The 16,982-nt window shown below is 59.8% G+C and carries 15 protein-coding genes; 12 read left to right on the top strand and 3 right to left on the bottom strand.

All coding sequences use genetic code 11. The features are described from left to right. The 3 genes from T18_RS02985 to dprA all read left to right on the top strand — a co-directional run. A partial coding sequence (locus tag T18_RS02985) for a dihydroorotase (protein WP_323455175.1) occupies window positions 1-1,215 on the top strand: 1,215 nt, incomplete at its 5' end. A 48-nt stretch (window positions 1,216-1,263) separates the two neighbouring features. Further along, a complete protein-coding gene (gene plsY, locus T18_RS02990; RefSeq protein WP_003512722.1) occupies window positions 1,264-1,881 on the top strand; it encodes a glycerol-3-phosphate 1-O-acyltransferase PlsY in 618 nt (205 codons plus the stop codon). Between the two features lie 21 nt (window positions 1,882-1,902). Then, a complete protein-coding gene (gene dprA, locus T18_RS02995; protein ID WP_038490754.1) occupies window positions 1,903-3,042 on the top strand; it encodes a DNA-processing protein DprA in 1,140 nt (379 codons plus the stop codon). On the opposite strand, the gene T18_RS03000 is transcribed toward dprA, so the two are convergent. Further along, window positions 2,998-3,228 carry a hypothetical protein gene (locus T18_RS03000; protein WP_019565491.1) on the bottom strand — a complete coding sequence of 77 codons (231 nt, stop codon included), beginning with the start codon at window positions 3,226-3,228 and terminating at the stop codon, window positions 2,998-3,000. The two genes, dprA and T18_RS03000, sit on opposite strands and share 45 nt — an antisense overlap. Window positions 3,229-3,486: 258 nt before the next feature. Between T18_RS03000 and topA the strand changes: the two genes are divergently transcribed. The 6 genes from topA (at window position 3,487) to rpmG (ending at window position 11,139) form a co-directional block, all read left to right on the top strand. Further along, window positions 3,487-6,171, top strand: a complete 2,685-nt coding sequence (gene topA / locus T18_RS03005) for a type I DNA topoisomerase (RefSeq protein ID WP_025593271.1) — start codon at window positions 3,487-3,489, stop codon at window positions 6,169-6,171. Further along, the gene (gene rnr, locus T18_RS03010; RefSeq protein ID WP_038490751.1) at window positions 6,168-8,522 is read left to right on the top strand and encodes a ribonuclease R; all 2,355 of its coding nucleotides are present in this window, start codon (window positions 6,168-6,170) and stop codon (window positions 8,520-8,522) included. The genes topA and rnr overlap by 4 nt, the downstream gene beginning before the upstream one ends. A 46-nt stretch (window positions 8,523-8,568) precedes the next feature. Then, window positions 8,569-9,012, top strand: a complete 444-nt coding sequence (locus T18_RS03015; protein WP_003512717.1) for a DUF983 domain-containing protein — start codon at window positions 8,569-8,571, stop codon at window positions 9,010-9,012. Between the two features lie 20 nt (window positions 9,013-9,032). Next, complete coding sequence (locus T18_RS03020; RefSeq protein WP_038490748.1) at window positions 9,033-9,701, top strand: NUDIX hydrolase; 669 nt, start codon at window positions 9,033-9,035, stop codon at window positions 9,699-9,701. Window positions 9,702-9,718: 17 nt separating this feature from the next. Continuing rightward, window positions 9,719-10,882 carry an MFS transporter gene (locus T18_RS03025; RefSeq protein ID WP_019565488.1) on the top strand — a complete coding sequence of 388 codons (1,164 nt, stop codon included), beginning with the start codon at window positions 9,719-9,721 and terminating at the stop codon, window positions 10,880-10,882. Between the two features lie 89 nt (window positions 10,883-10,971). Further along, window positions 10,972-11,139: a 50S ribosomal protein L33 gene (gene rpmG, locus T18_RS03030; protein ID WP_003496403.1), complete on the top strand. Its 168-nt coding sequence runs from the start codon at window positions 10,972-10,974 to the stop codon at window positions 11,137-11,139. 879 nt (window positions 11,140-12,018) lie between these two features. Here rpmG and T18_RS03035 read toward each other — a convergent pair. Together T18_RS03035 and T18_RS03040 are read right to left on the bottom strand one after the other, a co-directional pair. Further along, complete coding sequence (locus tag T18_RS03035; protein ID WP_019565487.1) at window positions 12,019-13,389, bottom strand: PleD family two-component system response regulator; 1,371 nt, start codon at window positions 13,387-13,389, stop codon at window positions 12,019-12,021. Between the two features lie 18 nt (window positions 13,390-13,407). Continuing rightward, window positions 13,408-13,779, bottom strand: a complete 372-nt coding sequence (locus T18_RS03040) for a response regulator (protein ID WP_003496409.1) — start codon at window positions 13,777-13,779, stop codon at window positions 13,408-13,410. Between the two features lie 131 nt (window positions 13,780-13,910). On the opposite strand from T18_RS03040, the gene T18_RS03045 reads away from it, so the two are divergent. From T18_RS03045 to T18_RS03055, 3 genes are all read left to right on the top strand, one after another. Next, window positions 13,911-14,219, top strand: a complete 309-nt coding sequence (locus T18_RS03045) for a DUF3572 domain-containing protein (RefSeq protein ID WP_019565486.1) — start codon at window positions 13,911-13,913, stop codon at window positions 14,217-14,219. A gap of 69 nt (window positions 14,220-14,288) precedes the next feature. Beyond that, on the top strand, window positions 14,289-15,572 hold the full coding sequence (locus T18_RS03050; RefSeq protein WP_013635960.1) for a DNA polymerase IV: 1,284 nt from the start codon (window positions 14,289-14,291) through the stop codon (window positions 15,570-15,572). 165 nt (window positions 15,573-15,737) lie between these two features. Beyond that, window positions 15,738-16,976: a L,D-transpeptidase family protein gene (locus T18_RS03055; RefSeq protein WP_038490744.1), complete on the top strand. Its 1,239-nt coding sequence runs from the start codon at window positions 15,738-15,740 to the stop codon at window positions 16,974-16,976. The last annotated feature ends 6 nt before the right edge of the window (window positions 16,977-16,982 follow it).

Consider the following 16,982-nt stretch of genomic DNA (forward strand, 5'->3'; position numbering starts at 1 on the left):
ATCGGTGCCGACGGCACGATCCTCGCCTCCGGCGGGCAGGCACACAACCAGGGTGCGCCCGAGGGTGCGACGGTTCGCGACTGCAAGGGGCTGCTGGCCGTTCCCGGTCTGGTGGATGCCCGCGTCTTTGTCGGTGAGCCGGGCGGCGAACACCGTGAAACCATCGAATCCGCATCGCGCGCGGCAGCGGCCGGCGGCGTCACCAGCATCATCGTCATGCCGGACACCGACCCCGTTATCGACGACATTGCGCTGGTCGAATATGTGAAAAAGGCGGCACGCGACAAGGCGCTCGTCAATGTGCATCCCGCCGCAGCACTGACCAAGGGCCTCAACGGCGAGGAAATGACCGAGATCGGCATGCTGAAGGAAGCCGGTGCGGTTGCCTTCACCAATGGACGCAGGGCGCTTTCCGACACGCTGGTGCTGCGCCGCGCCATGACCTATGCGCGCGAATTGGGTGCGGTGATTGCACTTGAGACCCGCGACAAATATATCGGCGGCGGCGACATGAACGAGGGGCTTTTCGCAAGCTGGCTCGGTCTGTCCGGAATCCCCAAGGAAGCCGAGATCATTCCGCTGGAGCGCGACCTGCGCATTGCCGGTTTGACGCAAGCGATCTATCACGCCGCCAAGATTTCCGTGCCGGAATCGGCAGAAGCGATCCGTCTTGCCCGGCAGCGGGGCGTCAAGGCGACCTGCGGCATCTCGATCAACCATCTGACGCTGAACGAGAACGATATCGGCGAATACCGTACCTTCTTCAAGCTCTCACCTCCCTTGCGCGCAGAAGACGACCGCAAGGCCATGGTCGAGGCGCTGAAGGATGGCACGATCGACATCATCGTTTCGTCGCACGACCCGCAGGACGTGGACACCAAGCGCCTGCCCTTTTCGGATGCGGCAAGCGGTGCGGTGGGGCTGGAAACCATGCTGGCGGCGGCGCTTCGCCTTCACCATAGCGGCGAGGTTCCGCTGATGCGGCTGATCGATGCGCTTTCCACCCGCCCGGCGAAAATCTTCGGACTGGATGCGGGAACGCTTAAAGCCGGCGCGAAGGCTGATATCACGCTGATCGACCTGGACGAGCCTTGGCTGGTTGCGAGAGATCAACTGGTGTCGAAATCCAAGAATACGCCGTTTGAGGATGCCCGTTTCAGCGGCCGCGCTGTCGCCACTTATGTGGCTGGCAAAGCGGTTCATTCCTTGGCATAAGATCACGGGCATGGGATCACGCAGGCGCGCGACGAGAGGGAACGTTGAATGAGTGCTTTGACTGACTGGCAGACGGCGCCTGCCCTTCTCGCGCTTGCGGCGCTGATTGGCTATCTATTCGGCTCGATACCCTTCGGCCTGCTTCTTACCCGCATGGCGGGGCTGGGCGATGTGCGCAAGATTGGTTCCGGCAATATTGGCGCCACCAATGTGCTGCGCACCGGCAACAAGAAGCTCGCCGCAGCGACATTGCTGCTCGATGCGCTGAAGGGCACCGCCGCAGTGCTCGTCGCCAATGCGCTCTGGGGTTACGAGGCGTCGCTGGTTGCCGGTTTCTTTGCCTTTCTCGGCCATCTGTTTCCGGTGTGGCTCGGTTTCAAGGGCGGCAAGGGCGTGGCGACCTATATCGGCGTGCTTTTAGGCGCTGCCCCCCTGATGATGCTGGCTTTTGCGCTGATCTGGCTCGCAACCGCGTTCATCACCCGGTATTCCTCGCTGTCGGCGCTGGTTGCCATGCTTGTGATCCCGGTCGCCCTATGGATAGTCGGGCCTGAAAAGACGGCGCTTCTGGTAACGTTGCTGAGCGTGATTTCCTGGTGGAAACACCGGGAAAACATCGCACGGCTTCTGGCCGGCACGGAAAGCAGGATCGGGCAAAAGGGCTAAGGCAAGCTTTAAGGATAAGTCATGCCGCATGAGGAAACGACACGGCAGGGCATAGAGCTTTCCGCGCGGCAGCGGGTCGCATGGCTTCGGCTGATCCGCAGCGACAATATCGGCCCCGTCACCTTCCGCGAACTCATCAATCATTTTGGCAGCGCTGAAAAAGCGCTCTCTGCCCTGCCCGAACTTTCAAGGCGCGGCGGTTCATTGCGCAGCCCGCGCATTGCCACGCAGGCGGAAGCGGAAGGCGAAATCGAAACGGCTGAAAGATTCGGCGCTCGCTTCGTCGGCATCGGTGAGCCGGACTATCCGCCTGCCCTGCGACAGCTCGACGGCGCGCCGCCACTGATCGCCATGAAGGGCTCGGCTTCCACCGCAACAAGACCTTGCGTCGGCATCGTCGGATCACGCAACGCCTCCATCAACGGCGCGAAATTCGCCGCGATGCTGGCGCGCGATTGCGGTCGTGCGGGCTATACGATCGCTTCCGGGCTGGCGCGCGGCATCGATGCGGCAGCGCACCGGGCAAGCCTTGCAACCGGCACGGTGGCCATGCTGGCGGGCGGTCTCGACCGTCCCTACCCTCAGGAAAATTTCGGGCTATTGCAGGACATCTACGAACAGGGCGGCGCGACGATCAGCGAAATGCCCTTCGGCTGGGAGCCACGCGCGCGGGATTTCCCCCGCCGCAACCGGCTGATATCAGGCGTCTCGCTCGGCATCGTCATAGTGGAAGCGGCGGAACGATCCGGTTCGCTGATCACGGCGCGGCTTGCCGGCGAAGCGGGCCGGCTGGTTTTCGCCGTGCCAGGCTCCCCACTCGATGCGCGCTGCGAAGGCACCAACCGGCTGATCAAGGAAGGCGCGATGCTGACCACGGGGGCGGCCGATATTCTCGATGCGCTACGACCGCTGATGGAACCGCAATTGCCCTATGACCGCAAGGTCGAGGAACCACGATCCGATGCGGAAATGTCACCACCCGGAGATGACGAGCGTAGCATCGTTGCCGCCGCTCTCGGGCACTCACCCGTCGAAACGGACGATATCATTCGCCACACGGGTTTTTCCGCGGCCACGGTTCACATGGTGCTGCTGGAACTCGATATTGCCGGGCGGTTAAACCGGCACGCCGGGGGGCGGGTTTCGCTCCTCGCGGATTGATAGCTTGCGCCGCCCGCTCTGGATATCGCCGACTTCCACATAGGCCATTTCAATCAGATAGCACAGCATGTCGGCGCCCTCGCGATTGGCGACGAGCCTCAGTTCCGCGAGCATCTGGCGAATGTAAGCCAAGTTCTCTCTGGTCCCTTCATTATCGGCATTATTGTTTGTTGCGTTCGGGACCATATATCTATCCTGGAATTTCAACCTGAAACAAAGATCATTACGTCAATTCAAATCATGTTGGTCACTATAACAAATTTACCAAAGATTGCAATACAACGACAGATTATCCATAGGTTGCAATTGCCTTGGAGCGATAAAATCGGGCTTGCCTCTTGACCCGCGCGCATTACCTGTCCATGTCGAATTATAAAGAAGGCGAATTGCGGCATTATGCCGTGACCCGGCTATGTTAACGGACCAGTTCCAGAGAAAAACAATATGAATGTCGTCGTCGTAGAATCTCCTGCCAAAGCCAAGACGATCAACAAGTATCTTGGTCCGGGCTACAAGGTTCTTGCATCCTTTGGCCACGTCCGGGACCTTCCTGCCAAGGACGGATCTGTGCTGCCCGACCAGGACTTCGAAATGTCCTGGGAGGTCGATAGCGCATCCGCCAAGCGCATGAAGGACATTGCCGACGCGGTGAAGTCCTCCGACGGCCTGTTTCTCGCAACCGACCCGGATCGCGAGGGTGAAGCGATTTCCTGGCATGTGCTTGATCTCTTGAAGAAGAAGCGCGTTCTCGGCGACAAGCCGGTGAAGCGCGTGGTCTTCAACGCAATCACCAAAAAGGCGGTACTGGACGCGATGGCGAACCCGCGCGACATCGACGTGCCGCTGGTCGATGCCTATCTTGCCCGCCGTGCGCTGGATTATCTCGTCGGTTTCAACCTGTCGCCGGTTTTGTGGCGCAAGCTGCCGGGCGCCCGTTCCGCCGGCCGCGTGCAGTCCGTTTCGCTGCGTCTCGTCTGCGACCGCGAAGCCGAGATCGAGCGTTTCGTCTCCGAGGAATACTGGAACATCAGCGCGCTGTTGAAGACACCGCGCGGTGACGAGTTCGAGGCGAAGCTGGTTTCCGCCGATGGCAAGAAGCTGCAAGGCCGTTCGATCAAGACAGGAGATGACGCCAACCGCCTGAAGGCGCTCCTGGAAGGCGCGACCTATATTGTCGATACGGTCGAGGCGAAACCCGTCAAGCGCAATCCCGGCCCGCCCTTCACCACCTCGACGCTGCAGCAGGCTGCCTCCTCGCGCATGGGCTTTTCCGCCTCGCGCACCATGCAGGTGGCCCAGAAGCTTTATGAAGGTATCGACATCGGCGGCGAAACCGTTGGTTTGATCACCTACATGCGTACCGACGGCGTGCAGATGGCGCCGGAAGCGATCGATGCCGCACGCCGCGCCATCGGCGAGCAGTTCGGCGACCGCTATGTGCCGGAAAAGGCGCGCTTCTACTCGACCAAGGCAAAGAACGCGCAAGAAGCGCACGAAGCTATCCGTCCGACCGATTTTAACCGCACACCGGATCAGGTGAAGCGTTACCTCGATGCCGACCAGTTGCGTCTTTACGACCTGATCTGGAAGCGCGGCATTGCGAGCCAGATGGCATCTGCCGAAATCGAACGTACCACCGTGGAAATCCTTGCCGACAAGGACGGTGAAAAGGCCGGGCTTCGTGCCGTCGGTTCCGTCATCCGCTTCGACGGCTTCATTGCCGCCTATACCGACCAGAAAGAAGATGGCGAGCAGAGCGACGACGGTGACGATGAAGGCCGCCTGCCACAGATCAATGCGCGCGAGAACCTCGCCAAGCAGAAGATCAACGCCAGCCAGCACTTCACCGAGCCGCCACCGCGTTATTCGGAAGCATCGCTCATCAAGAAGATGGAAGAACTCGGCATCGGCCGTCCTTCCACCTATGCGGCGACACTGAAGACGCTAAGCGACCGCGAATATATCATCATCGACAAGCGCAAGCTCATTCCCCACTCGCGCGGACGGCTGGTGACGGCTTTCCTCGAAAGCTTCTTTGCCAAATATGTCGAATACGACTTCACCGCCGATCTGGAAGAAAAGCTCGACCGCATTTCCGCGGGCGAACTGGACTGGAAGCAGGTGCTGCGCGATTTCTGGAAGGATTTCTTCGCGCAGATCGAAGATACCAAGGAATTGCGCGTTACCAACGTGCTGGATGCGCTCAATGAAGTTCTGGCCCCGCTGGTCTTCCCCAAGCGTGAGGACGGTTCCGATCCGCGCATCTGTCAGGTTTGCGGCACCGGCAACCTTTCGCTGAAGCTCGGCAAATACGGCGCTTTCGTCGGTTGCTCCAATTATCCGGAGTGCAACTTTACCCGCCAGCTCACGTCCGATGGCTCGGAAGCCGAAGCTTCCGTGTCTAACGAGCCGAAAGCGCTGGGTGCCGATCCGATGACTGGCGAGGAGTTGACGCTTCGGTCTGGCCGTTTCGGCCCGTACATCCAGCGCGGCGATGGCAAGGAAGCCAAGCGCTCCTCGCTGCCCAAGGGCTGGAAGCCTGAGGACATCGACCACGAAAAGGCGCTGGCGCTCATCAACCTGCCGCGCGATATCGGCAAGCATCCCGAAACCGGCAAGATGATTTCCGCCGGGCTTGGCCGCTACGGACCCTTCCTGTTGCATGACGGTTCCTATGCGAACCTCGAAAGCATCGAAGATGTGTTCTCGATCGGCCTCAACCGTGCCGTTACCGTTATTGCCGAGAAGCAGAGCAAGGGACCGGGGCGCGGCCGCAACGGCACGCCCGCGGCGCTGAAGGAACTGGGTGATCACCCCGATGGCGGCCCGATCACCGTCCGCGACGGGCGTTACGGCGCTTACGTCAACTGGGGCAAAGTTAACGCCACCATTCCAAAGGGGCAGGATCCGACCTCCGTGACGCTTGACGAATCGCTGGTGCTGATTGCCGAGCGTATCGCCAAGACAGGAACCGGCGGCAAGCCCGCCAAGGCCAAGAAAACTGCTGCCAAGAAGGCCGATGGCGACACAGCCGCAAAGCCGAAGGCGACAAAAGCCAAGGCCGCAACGAAAAGCAAGACGGCTGCCAAGCCGAAGGCCGCAGCCAAACCCAAGAAGGCAGAATCGTGAGCAAGGCGCCGCGTCAGAGACAGGGTTCCGCCAGCGACGGCTTCGGACGTACCGGGCGCGGCAAGCGGGCAAATGAAGGTGAAGGCATCATCCATGGCGAGGTGCCTTCCCGCGAAGTGCTGCTGAAATTCATCGCCGAGCATCCGCAGCAGGCCTCCAAGCGCGAAATCGCCAAGGCTTTTGGGCTGAAAGGCGACGACCGCGTTGTGCTCAAGGCACTGCTAAAGGAGCTTGAAACCGATGGCATGGTGCAGAAGAGCCGCAAGACGCTGACGCGACCGGGTGGCCTGCCGCCGGTGACGGTTCTCGACATCACCACCCGCGACAAGGACGGCGAATTGATCGGCCGGCCTGCCGAATGGCCTGAAGATCAGGGCGCGGCCCCCGCCGTGCTCATCCGCCAGTCTTCGCAGGATCGCAGTAAGAAAGCCCCTGCCGCCGGTCTCGGCGATCGCATTCTGGCAAAAATATTCCCGTCCAAGGACAGCGTCGGCCCGGCCTACACGGCCCGCGTCGTCAAGCTGATCGACCGTCGTCAGAACGCACTGCTTGGCGTGTTCAAGGAAACGGAAGGCGGCGGCGGACGCCTGATGCCGATCGACCGGCGCGGCGAGGAAATGGTCATCGACCCCGAGGGTGTCGGCGATGCCAAGGACGGCGACCTGATCGAGGTTGAAACCTCGCGCAACAGCGGTCGTTACGGCCTGACACGCGCAAAGGTTCTTTCGGTCGTCGGCTCAGTCGCCTCGGAAAAGGCGATCTCGATGATCGCGATCCATGCCCACGGTATTCCGCACATCTTCCCGCCGAATGTTCTGGCCGAGGCGGATGCCGCAAAACCCGCGACCATGTCGCACCGTGAAGACTGGCGCGACCTGCCGCCGATCACGATCGATCCGGCCGACGCCAAGGACCATGACGACGCGGTCTATGCCGAACTCGACCCCTCGCCCGACAATCCTGATGGAGTGATCGTCACCGTCGCTATCGCCGACGTGTCCTGGTATGTGCGATCAGGCGCACCGCTCGACCGCGAGGCGCTGAAGCGTGGTAACTCCGTCTATTTCCCTGATCGTGTCGTGCCGATGCTGCCGGAACGCATCTCCAACGACCTCTGCTCGCTGAAGGAAGGCGTCGACCGCCCTGCCCTTGCTGTGCGGATGACCTTCTCGAAGGAAGGCCGCAAGGCGAGCCACACTTTCCATCGCATCATGATGAAGAGTGCCGCCAAGCTCTCCTACCAGCAGGCGCAGGCCGCAATCGACGGCCGCCCGGACGAAAAGACCGGCACGCTGCTGGAGCCGATCCTGAAGCCTCTGTGGCACGCCTATGCCGTGATGAAGCGCGGCCGCGATCGCCGCCAGCCGCTGGAACTCGACATGCCGGAGCGCAAGATCCAGCTCAGGCCCGACGGCACGGTGGACAAGGTCGTCATTCCCGAACGCCTCGATGCGCACAAGCTGATCGAGGAAATGATGATCCAGGCGAACGTCGCCGCCGCAGAGACCCTGGAAAAGAAAAAGCAGCGGCTGGTCTATCGCGTGCATGACGCCCCCACACTTACCAAGCAGGAAGTGCTGCGCGAATTCCTCGGCACCATCGGCATTTCCATGGCCAAGGGTGTCGCGATGCGCGCCAATTCCTTCAACGGCATTCTGGCGCGCGCACTCGACACGCCGCACCAGATCATGGTCAACGAGATGGTGCTGCGCAGCCAGAGCCAGGCGATCTACAGCCCGGAAAATATCGGCCATTTCGGCCTCAACCTGATGAAGTACGCGCATTTCACCTCACCGATCCGCCGTTATGCCGACCTGATCGTGCATCGGGCGCTGGTCGGATCGCTAGGCCTCGGCGAAGGCGGCATCACCCCGCAGGAAGAGGCGACGCTGGACGATATCGCCGCCGAAATCTCGACCTTCGAGCGCCGCGCCATGGCCGCAGAGCGCGACACCATCAACCGGCTGATCGCGCACCATCTTTCCGAGCGCGTCGGTGAGGAGTTCGATGGCCGCGTCGCGGGTGTCACCAAGGCGGGACTATTTGTCGCGCTGCCGCAGTTTGGCGCCGACGGGTTTGTTCCTATATCTACACTTGGAACCGACTATTTCCTCTACGACGAAGCCCATCAGGCTCTGACGGGGGAAAAGACGGGTCTCGGTTATCAACTCGGCGATACGGTTCAGGTGCGGCTTGCAGAAGCGGTACCCTTGGCTGGTGCGCTGCGGTTTGAAATGCTGAGCCCGGGGCGCAAGATGCCGGTCGGCTCGCGGTCGTTCCACAAGGCAGGCCGGCGGACATCACGTCCTTCCGCCAAGCCGGGAACAAGGCCGCCGAGAGGACGTCGGTAACAAGACCGCGTCAAGCGGTTAAGACAAACGGGAGAAGGACTTCAGGATGAGTGCAAATCAGGGCTCGGAAACGGTTACCTTCGGAGATGGAAGCGCGGAGCGTCCGCTTGGCCGCTCGATCATGCGGGGCATGGCCAATCGCTGCCCGGCCTGTGGCAGCGGTCGCCTGTTTCGGGCCTTCCTGAAGCCAGTGGACAATTGCGCGGCCTGCGGCGAGGAAATGCATCATCACCGCTCCGACGACCTGCCGCCCTATATTTCCATCGTCATCATCGGGCATATCGCCGTTGGCGGCTTCATGATGACCGATCTCGTGCTTTCCGTTCCCATGTGGGTACACTTCGCCATCTGGGTGCCTATCACCATTCTGGCCGCGCTTCTGACGCTGCAACCGATCAAGGGTGGTGTCATCGGCCTGCAATGGGCACTTAGAATGCACGGCTTCGACGGAAAACAGCCAAAAGTGCAGATAGACGGCTCCTCCCACTGACGGCGGGCGGGAATTTGCAAGTGTCCGAGCTTCCCTCGAACACCCAATCGGCGAGCGGCCCGTTGCGGCCGCGCGATGCCGCCTCAATCATCCTGTTTGATCGTTCCGGCCCTGCTATTCGCGTGCTGATGGGCCGGCGCAGTAATGCGCACATATTCATGCCCGGCGCTTACGTGTTTCCCGGCGGCAAACGCGATCCGCGCGACCACGCCCTGCCCTTCTCCGGCGATCTGCACCCCGCCGTGCTGCGCAGCCTCACCTTGTCTGCCGCGCGCCGCCTGAGCGCTGCCGGGGCACGGGCGCTGGCGCTTGCCGCCGCGCGCGAGCTCGTGGAGGAAACCGGCGTCGATATGGGCATGGACGCCGATGGTCCGGATCTTTCGCGTTTTCGATATGTGGCGCGCGCAATCACCCCGCCCGGCAATATCAGGCGTTACGACACGCGATTCTTTTGCTGTTACGCCGACGAGTTGCGGCTGGATACCCGGCTAATCAGGGATTCAGATGAGCTGCACAATGTGCAATGGCTTGACATGACAGCGCTTTCCAGTCTGAACATGCCGAAAATCACACGCACGGTTCTCGAAGATGTCACAAAACTCATGATAGGTGATCCGTCACTGCCCTTTGAAAGCCCCGCGCGGCTCTATGTCACGCGACACGGCCGATTCATTCGAGACTTTGTATAAAGGCCGTCATGTCACAAATGAAATGCGAAGCGGACGCCATTCACTGGCCCTCACTGATCGCCGCCATCTCCGCCATCAGTGCGGTCGGTGTCGCCATCGGCCTGGGCCTGCCGCTCCTGTCGATCATCCTTGAGAAGCGCGGCATCTCCTCCACCATGATCGGGGTAAATTCGGCAATGGCCGGCGTTGCGGCGATGATGGCAGCGCCGGTGACCACCAAGATCGCCCATGATTTCGGCGTGGCGCGAACGATGCTATTTGCCGTTGTCGTGTCGGCCCTGAGTGCGCTCTGTTTCTATTTCGCCGACGCCTTCTGGATGTGGTTTCCGCTGCGAATCGTCTTCCATGGCGCAACCACCACGCTGTTCATCCTCTCCGAATACTGGATCAACATGACCGCGCCGCCAAAAAAACGCGGCATGGTTCTCGGCATCTACGCCACCGGACTTGCGGTTGGGTTTGCGGTTGGCCCGTTATTGTTTTCCGTGGTCGGCAGCGATGGCATCCTGCCGTTTCTGGTCGGGGCGGCGATCATACTGCTTGCCGCGATCCCGATCTTCCTTGCGCGCGGCGAAAGCCCGGAGCTGAGCGAAAGGCCTAACCACCATTTCGCCCGTTATATATGGCTCGTGCCGATGGCTTCTGCGGCGGCCTTCGTGTTCGGCGCCGTGCAAGCGGGCGGTCTGTCGCTCTTTCCCATCTATGCGACCCGCGAAGGCTTCAACGAATCGCAGGCGGCACTTCTGCTGACCGTGATGGGCATCGGCAACATGGTCTTCCAGATACCGATCGGCCTGCTTTCGGACCGGATGAAGGACCGGCGCACAATGCTGGCGCTGATGGCCTTTGCGGGCGTTTGCGGCACGCTGGCGCTGCCCTTGCTGGTGGATAGATGGATTCTCGTCGCGGCCCTGCTGCTGTTCTGGGGCGGCCTCGTATCCGGCATGTATACCGTCGGCCTCACCCATCTGGGATCGCGTCTCAAAGGGGCCGATCTGGTGGCCGCCAACGCCGCCTTCATCTTCTGCTATGCCATGGGCACTATAGCCGGACCACAGGCCGTCGGCATTTCCATGGATGTTGCGGGTACCGATGGTTTCGCCTGGGCGCTTGCCGTGTTTTTCGGGCTTTACGTGGTGCTTTATGCCTTCCGTTTTGTTTTCAGGGCAAAACAGACTTGACTTTTCAGGCGCGATACGTAGTTTCGCGCCAGATTTAGCCGAGGTGAGAAGCGCCTGCGGCTTCTCTTTTGTTTAAAGGCAGGACGACCATGGCGAAAGCTACAACAATCAAGATCAAGCTGCTGTCGACAGCCGACACCGGTACCTTCTACGTCACCACCAAGAACAGCCGTACGTTCACGGACAAGATGACGAAGACGAAGTATGACCCGGTTGTACGCAAGCACGTTGAATTCAAGGAAACCAAGATCAAGTAATTCTTGATCGGGTTCTCCGGCAAAAGCGCGCCCAACGGGCGCGTTTTTTGTTTGTACGGAAAGGACTGCCGCCAACGGCATTCTTTGCGCCAGCGCCCTCGCAGGCCCGCCACGGGCCAACGAATCGCAACCTTCCTCGTTGCGGTTCTTGAGTTTGGAACCCGGTCGGCGCTATCGGCACGGCGGGAGAACTCTTTATCACCGTCTCGCCTAACCGGCGCCTCTCCTAATCAGCGTCTCATCGGCCAAATGCGCCAACCGCTGCGACAGAGCGCTGCCTGCGCGCGCAGCCGGATGTGCTGCGCTATAAGCGGCAGCACAAGCACAGAATATTTTCGGAGATAAGGCGGTCGGCCAACGATGTGATCACGGCACGAGGAACCGATTCGGACATCGTCAGCCGACCGACCCCACGATCCAGGAGATGCGGCGGACCTGAGCATCATGGGGCATTCAAACTACGCAATACCAGCCCCTGACGACCGAAACATCAGCGGTGTAAACCGTCATCGTTTCTTCATCACTAGACGGAAAAACCGCCGGAAGAACTGTTATTCTCGATTGGGAGTGTGCGCAGAAGTAAAATAAAAATCAACAAATTCTTAAGCCAGAGATACATCACCTGGAAAACATGGTTAAATATACAACGCTGGCACACTATAGTTCCGTGAGCGATTGAATTCAATGTATTTTTCAACTTGAACTCTATTAACCCTGTTAGACTTCACCCCCTCATTGTAAGAAGATAAAATACTGGCAAGGTCAGGGACTTCGCGCTTGCCACAGTTTGCCGTCAGGTCTTTGGGCGGCTATCGATAACGGTAAACGTCGAAAGTCTCAAAAGGCGGCACGGATTGTCAGCGTCATGGGTCTGCGCCTTTAGGCGGCGGCCGCCACGACGCGGTTGCGTCCTGTGTGTTTCGCCTCGTAGAGCGCCCTGTCGGCCTGCTTCAGAAGCTCGTCCGGCGCGCCGAATGCTCCGCTGCTGGTGGCGATGCCGAGCGAAGCCGTGATACTCAACTCGCGGTCGATGGAACGAACGTGAAACGGCTTGTCCTCGATGATTGCCCGCAGGCGTTCGGCAACGCTTGTGGCAAGCTCCATCGGCGTGTCGGGCATCACAACCACGAATTCCTCCCCGCCATAACGGCAGGCAAGATCGGCGCCGCGCACCGTGCTGCGGATGCGGGCTGCAAACTCGCGCAGAACCTCATCGCCGACATCGTGGCCATAGGTATCGTTGACCAGCTTGAAGCGGTCGATATCGGTCATGCAAATGGAAATCGGGCGGCCACGCACGGCGGCGCGGTCGAAAAGTATTTTCAGATGATTGTCGAGATAACGGCGATTGTTAAGACCAGTCAGCCCGTCGACGATAGCAAGCTCCATCGTGTGCTGGAGATTGAGCCGCAGATGCTCGTTATAGCGCTTGCGCCGGATCTGCGTCAGAGACCGGGCGACAAGTTCGTTGGGATCGATCGGGCGGAGAATATAATCGTTCACGCCAAGATCGAGCGCCCGCGCCACCATGTCGTCCGCCCCCTGTTCCGCTACCAGAAGCAACGGCAGGAACCGGGTACGCTCCAGCGAACGAAGCTGCGAACACAGTCTCAGCGGATCGTAATCCTCAAAATTGGAATTGACGATGACAAGCTCGAAGGGGTTGCTCGCGGCCTTCAACAGGGCCGCCTGAGGCTCCGTGACGGCATCGACCTCGGCAACCGGCTTCAGCGCCCTGACGATGCGTTCCTGCGAGCTGGCGCGGCCATCCGCCACCAGAACGCGGCCAGGCGTCTGCATGAGGCCATCGCTGCGCAGCATCTCCTCGATGCCGATCTCGCGCGCGGTCTCGGCCCGCAGCCGCAATTCGTCACTGACGGCCTTGAGGCGCACGAGGCTTTTGACACGGGCGATCAATTGAAGGTCGTTAACGGGCTTGGTCAGAAAATCATCGGCGCCGGCTTTCAGACCGCGCACGCGGTCCGAGGGCTGATCGAGTGCGGTGACCATGACAACAGGAATATGCGCCGTTTTCGGATTGGCCTTCAGCCGTTCGCAGACCTCGAAACCGTCCATGCCAGGCATCATAATGTCCAGCAGGATGATATCGACCTGTTCCTGGTCGCAGATATCAAGCGCCTTGAAACCATCCTCGGCGGTTACGACGTCGAAATATTCCGCGACAAGCCGGGCTTCGAGAAGCTTTACGTTTGCGGGTATGTCGTCAACAACCAGAACTCTCGCCGTCATAACAGTTCCCCAACCGCCTTACGCATCGCCTAGATAGGTCTTGATGATTTCGATGAATTTCGGAACGGAGATCGGCTTGGACACATAGGCCTCGCATCCGCCCTGACGAATGCGCTCCTCATCCCCCTTCATGGCGAAGGCGGTTACCGCGATGACCGGAATGACGTGCAGCTCGTCATCTTCCTTCAGCCATTTCGTTACCTCCAGCCCGGAAACCTCCGGCAGCTGAATATCCATGAGAATGAGGTCGGGGCGATGCTTGCGGGCAAGATCCAGCGCTTCCATGCCATTGCGTGTCTGGATCGTCGTATAGCCAGACGCCTCGATCAGGTCACGAAAGAGCTTCATGTTCAGCTCGTTGTCTTCGACTATCATGACCTGCTTGGGCATGGTGGGCAGTCCCCGTTTCGCTTTGAAACCTTCTCCCAGACATATAGGGTGCCAGAGAACCGATTCCATCGTCCATTTGTTGCGCAAGGCTAGAACGATTTGGTTTCAAAATAGGTAACTTCGGTAGAGAAATGCTGAGAGATACAAAAAACAAAGACAATGCCGGAAAAGATCCGCAAGAAACGGCAGCCGCCATACTTGGCTGGCTGGCAAACGAGCCGGAAATGCTCGGGCGTTTTCTGGCGCTGAGCGGATTGCAGGCCAATATGCTGCGCCATGCCGCCCACGATCCCGGCTTTTTGGCGGGGCTCACCGATTTTCTGATGAGCCACGAACCAGACCTCATGGCCTTCTGCGCGGCGACCGACACATCCCCCGAAACGGTTGCCGCCGCCTGGCACCATTTTTCCGGCCCCGGGTTGGATTCGGGTGAGTATTGACAGGCCACCCCTTGAGCCACCGTCACGGCCGGAGTATGGTTGGCGACGTTCTGGTTTTGTTTTCGGCCCATGTCCACGTCGCATCTCTATGATCCCGGTTTTTGCCGCGACTGTCTGGCCGGCCAGCCAGCGGACCTGAGGCGTTGTCGCGCCTGTGGCAGTCCCCGCCTCGTCTACCATGACGAACTCTACGACCTCAGCATCGCTCATATCGATTGCGACGCCTTTTACGCCTCCGTTGAAAAACGGGACAATCCCGATCTTGCCGACAAGCCGTTGATCATCGGCGGCGGAAAACGCGGCGTGGTTTCCACTGCCTGCTACATTGCCCGCATCCAGGGCGTGCGTTCCGCCATGCCGATGTTCAAGGCGCTGGAAGCCTGTCCAGACGCCGTGGTCATCAAGCCCGACATGGAAAAATATAGCCGCGTCGGCCGTCAGATCCGAACCATGATGCAGGATTTGACGCCGCTCGTGCAGCCGCTTTCCATAGACGAGGCGTTTCTCGATCTTTCCGGAACGGAGAGGCTGCATCACGATCCGCCGGCCCGGGTTCTAGCGAAATTTGTCAAACGGGTGGAAAAAGAAGTGGGCGTGACCGTCTCTGCCGGGCTGTCCTATTGCAAATTTCTGGCCAAGGTCGCGTCTGACCTTAAAAAACCGCGCGGCTTTTCGGTGATCGGCGAAGCGGAAGCGCTTTCCTTTCTGGCAGCACGGCCGGTCACGACGATATGGGGCGTTGGAAAGGCGTTTGCGGCGACGCTGGAGGCGGACGGCATCCGCATGATCGCGCAGTTGCAGGAGATGGAGGAAGGCGACCTGATGCGCCGCTATGGCGTGATGGGACAACGGCTGTTCCGGCTTTCGCGCGGTATCGATGAACGGCACGTGCACAATAACGACCCCGTGAAAAGCGTGTCTTCCGAGACCACCTTCTTCAACGATATTTCTCGCCACGAGGACCTCGTACCGATCCTGCGGTCGCTTTCCGAAAAAGTTGCCTGGCGCCTGAAGAAGAGCGGCATTTCCGGCCAGACGGTTGTGCTGAAAATGAAGACGGCCGATTTCAAACTCCGCACCCGCAACCGCAAGCTTGATGACCCTACCCAGCTTGCCGACCGCATATTCCGTACCGGCCTTTCGCTGCTTGCGAAAGAAACCGACGGCACCAAGTTTCGCCTGATCGGCATAGGCGTCAGTGATCTGCGCGATGCGGACCTTGCCGATCCTCCCGATCTCGTCGACAGGCAGGCGGAACGGCGGGCGGCGGCGGAAGCGGCAATGGACAAGCTCCGCGACAAGTTCGGCAAGGGCAGCGTCGAGACCGGCTACACTTTCGGCACACGCAAATAGCGGCCATGCCGCTTGCAAACGCCGTGAAACCCTGCGGCCTGCAACACCCCGCCCCTATTTTAGATATTACACAAATTAGTGATGTGGCAGACGCCCTATCCTTAAACTTCATTAAACTTCGCGTGGTTGAGTAAACGAAGTTTTGTGCATGTGGTGTATTGCGTCATGTCCCTTCGCTTCCGTCTTCTGACCGGCATGCTGTCGGCCAGCATTCTTGCCTTTCCGGCGCTTGCCGCCGACAACAAGTCCCTGCAGATCGTCGTTTCGAAAAGCGATCAATCGCTGGCGCTTTACGAGAACGGCGAGATCGTTGCTACATCCAAGGTCTCAACCGGCAAGGCCGGGCATGAGACGCCGAGCGGCATTTTTTCGATTCTGGAAAAACGCAAATACCACGAATCGAACATCTACTCGGCCGCGCCCATGCCTTTCATGCAGCGGCTGACATGGTCGGGCATCGCGTTGCACGAAGGCAAGGTGCCGAATTACCCCGCCTCGCATGGCTGCGTGCGCCTGCCTTCGAAATTCGCGCAGTCGCTGTTCGGCGAGACCCGCTACAGCGTGCATGTCATCATCACCGACCGGCCGGTTTCTCTACGCTCCGTACAACATTCAGCCCTGTTTGAGCCGCGGGACGATGCCGATGACGGCAAGCTGCTTTTATCCGACGTCGAGCTGCGCCCCGCGACCTTCGACGCCGCATTGGGCACCGTTGAGGTGGCCGTGAATGAAAAAACGCAAGCCATCAAACCGACGGCCAAAGGCAAGGAGCCCTCGCCCTTGCGCATCCTCATCACCCGGCGCGGCGAGCGCGAAAAGGTGATGGATATTCAGGCCGTGCTGACCCGCCTTGGCTTCGATGCCGGCGCACCGGATGGCTATACCGGAGAAATGACGATCAGCGCCGTCAACGGTTTCAAGCGCTGGAAGGGGCTGAAAACCACCGGGCCGCTACTGACCGACGATTTCGTCGCTGCGCTTTACGCATCCGCCGGCGAAGATCATCCACCGAATGGCCAGATCATGGTGCGACAGGATTTCAAGCCGCTATTCGAGGCTGCGATCGACATCAAGGATCCCGAGGTGGCACTCGGAACGCATTTCTTCGAAGCCATTGCCGTCAACCGCGCAGCCGGAACCGCCGAATGGAATGGCGTAACACTGGAAAACCATCTGCCGGCCGCAGCCCGCAAACGGCTCGGCATCACCGTTACCGAAGCGCCCGGTGGCTTTGACCAGCTAAGCGCCGTACTAGGCCGCCTTGAAATACCGGCCGAAATTCGCTCCCGAATCGAGAAAGAGCTTTCAACCGGCAGTTCGATTACCGTTTCCGACCTCAGTCACCAGATGGAGACAGGGATGGGAACGGACTTCATTACCGTGACAAAGGAAGGGCCGGTTTGAGGGTTT

This window comes from Rhizobium sp. TBD182 (assembly GCF_001950375.1).
Lineage (GTDB): Bacteria > Pseudomonadota > Alphaproteobacteria > Rhizobiales > Rhizobiaceae > Agrobacterium > Agrobacterium tumefaciens.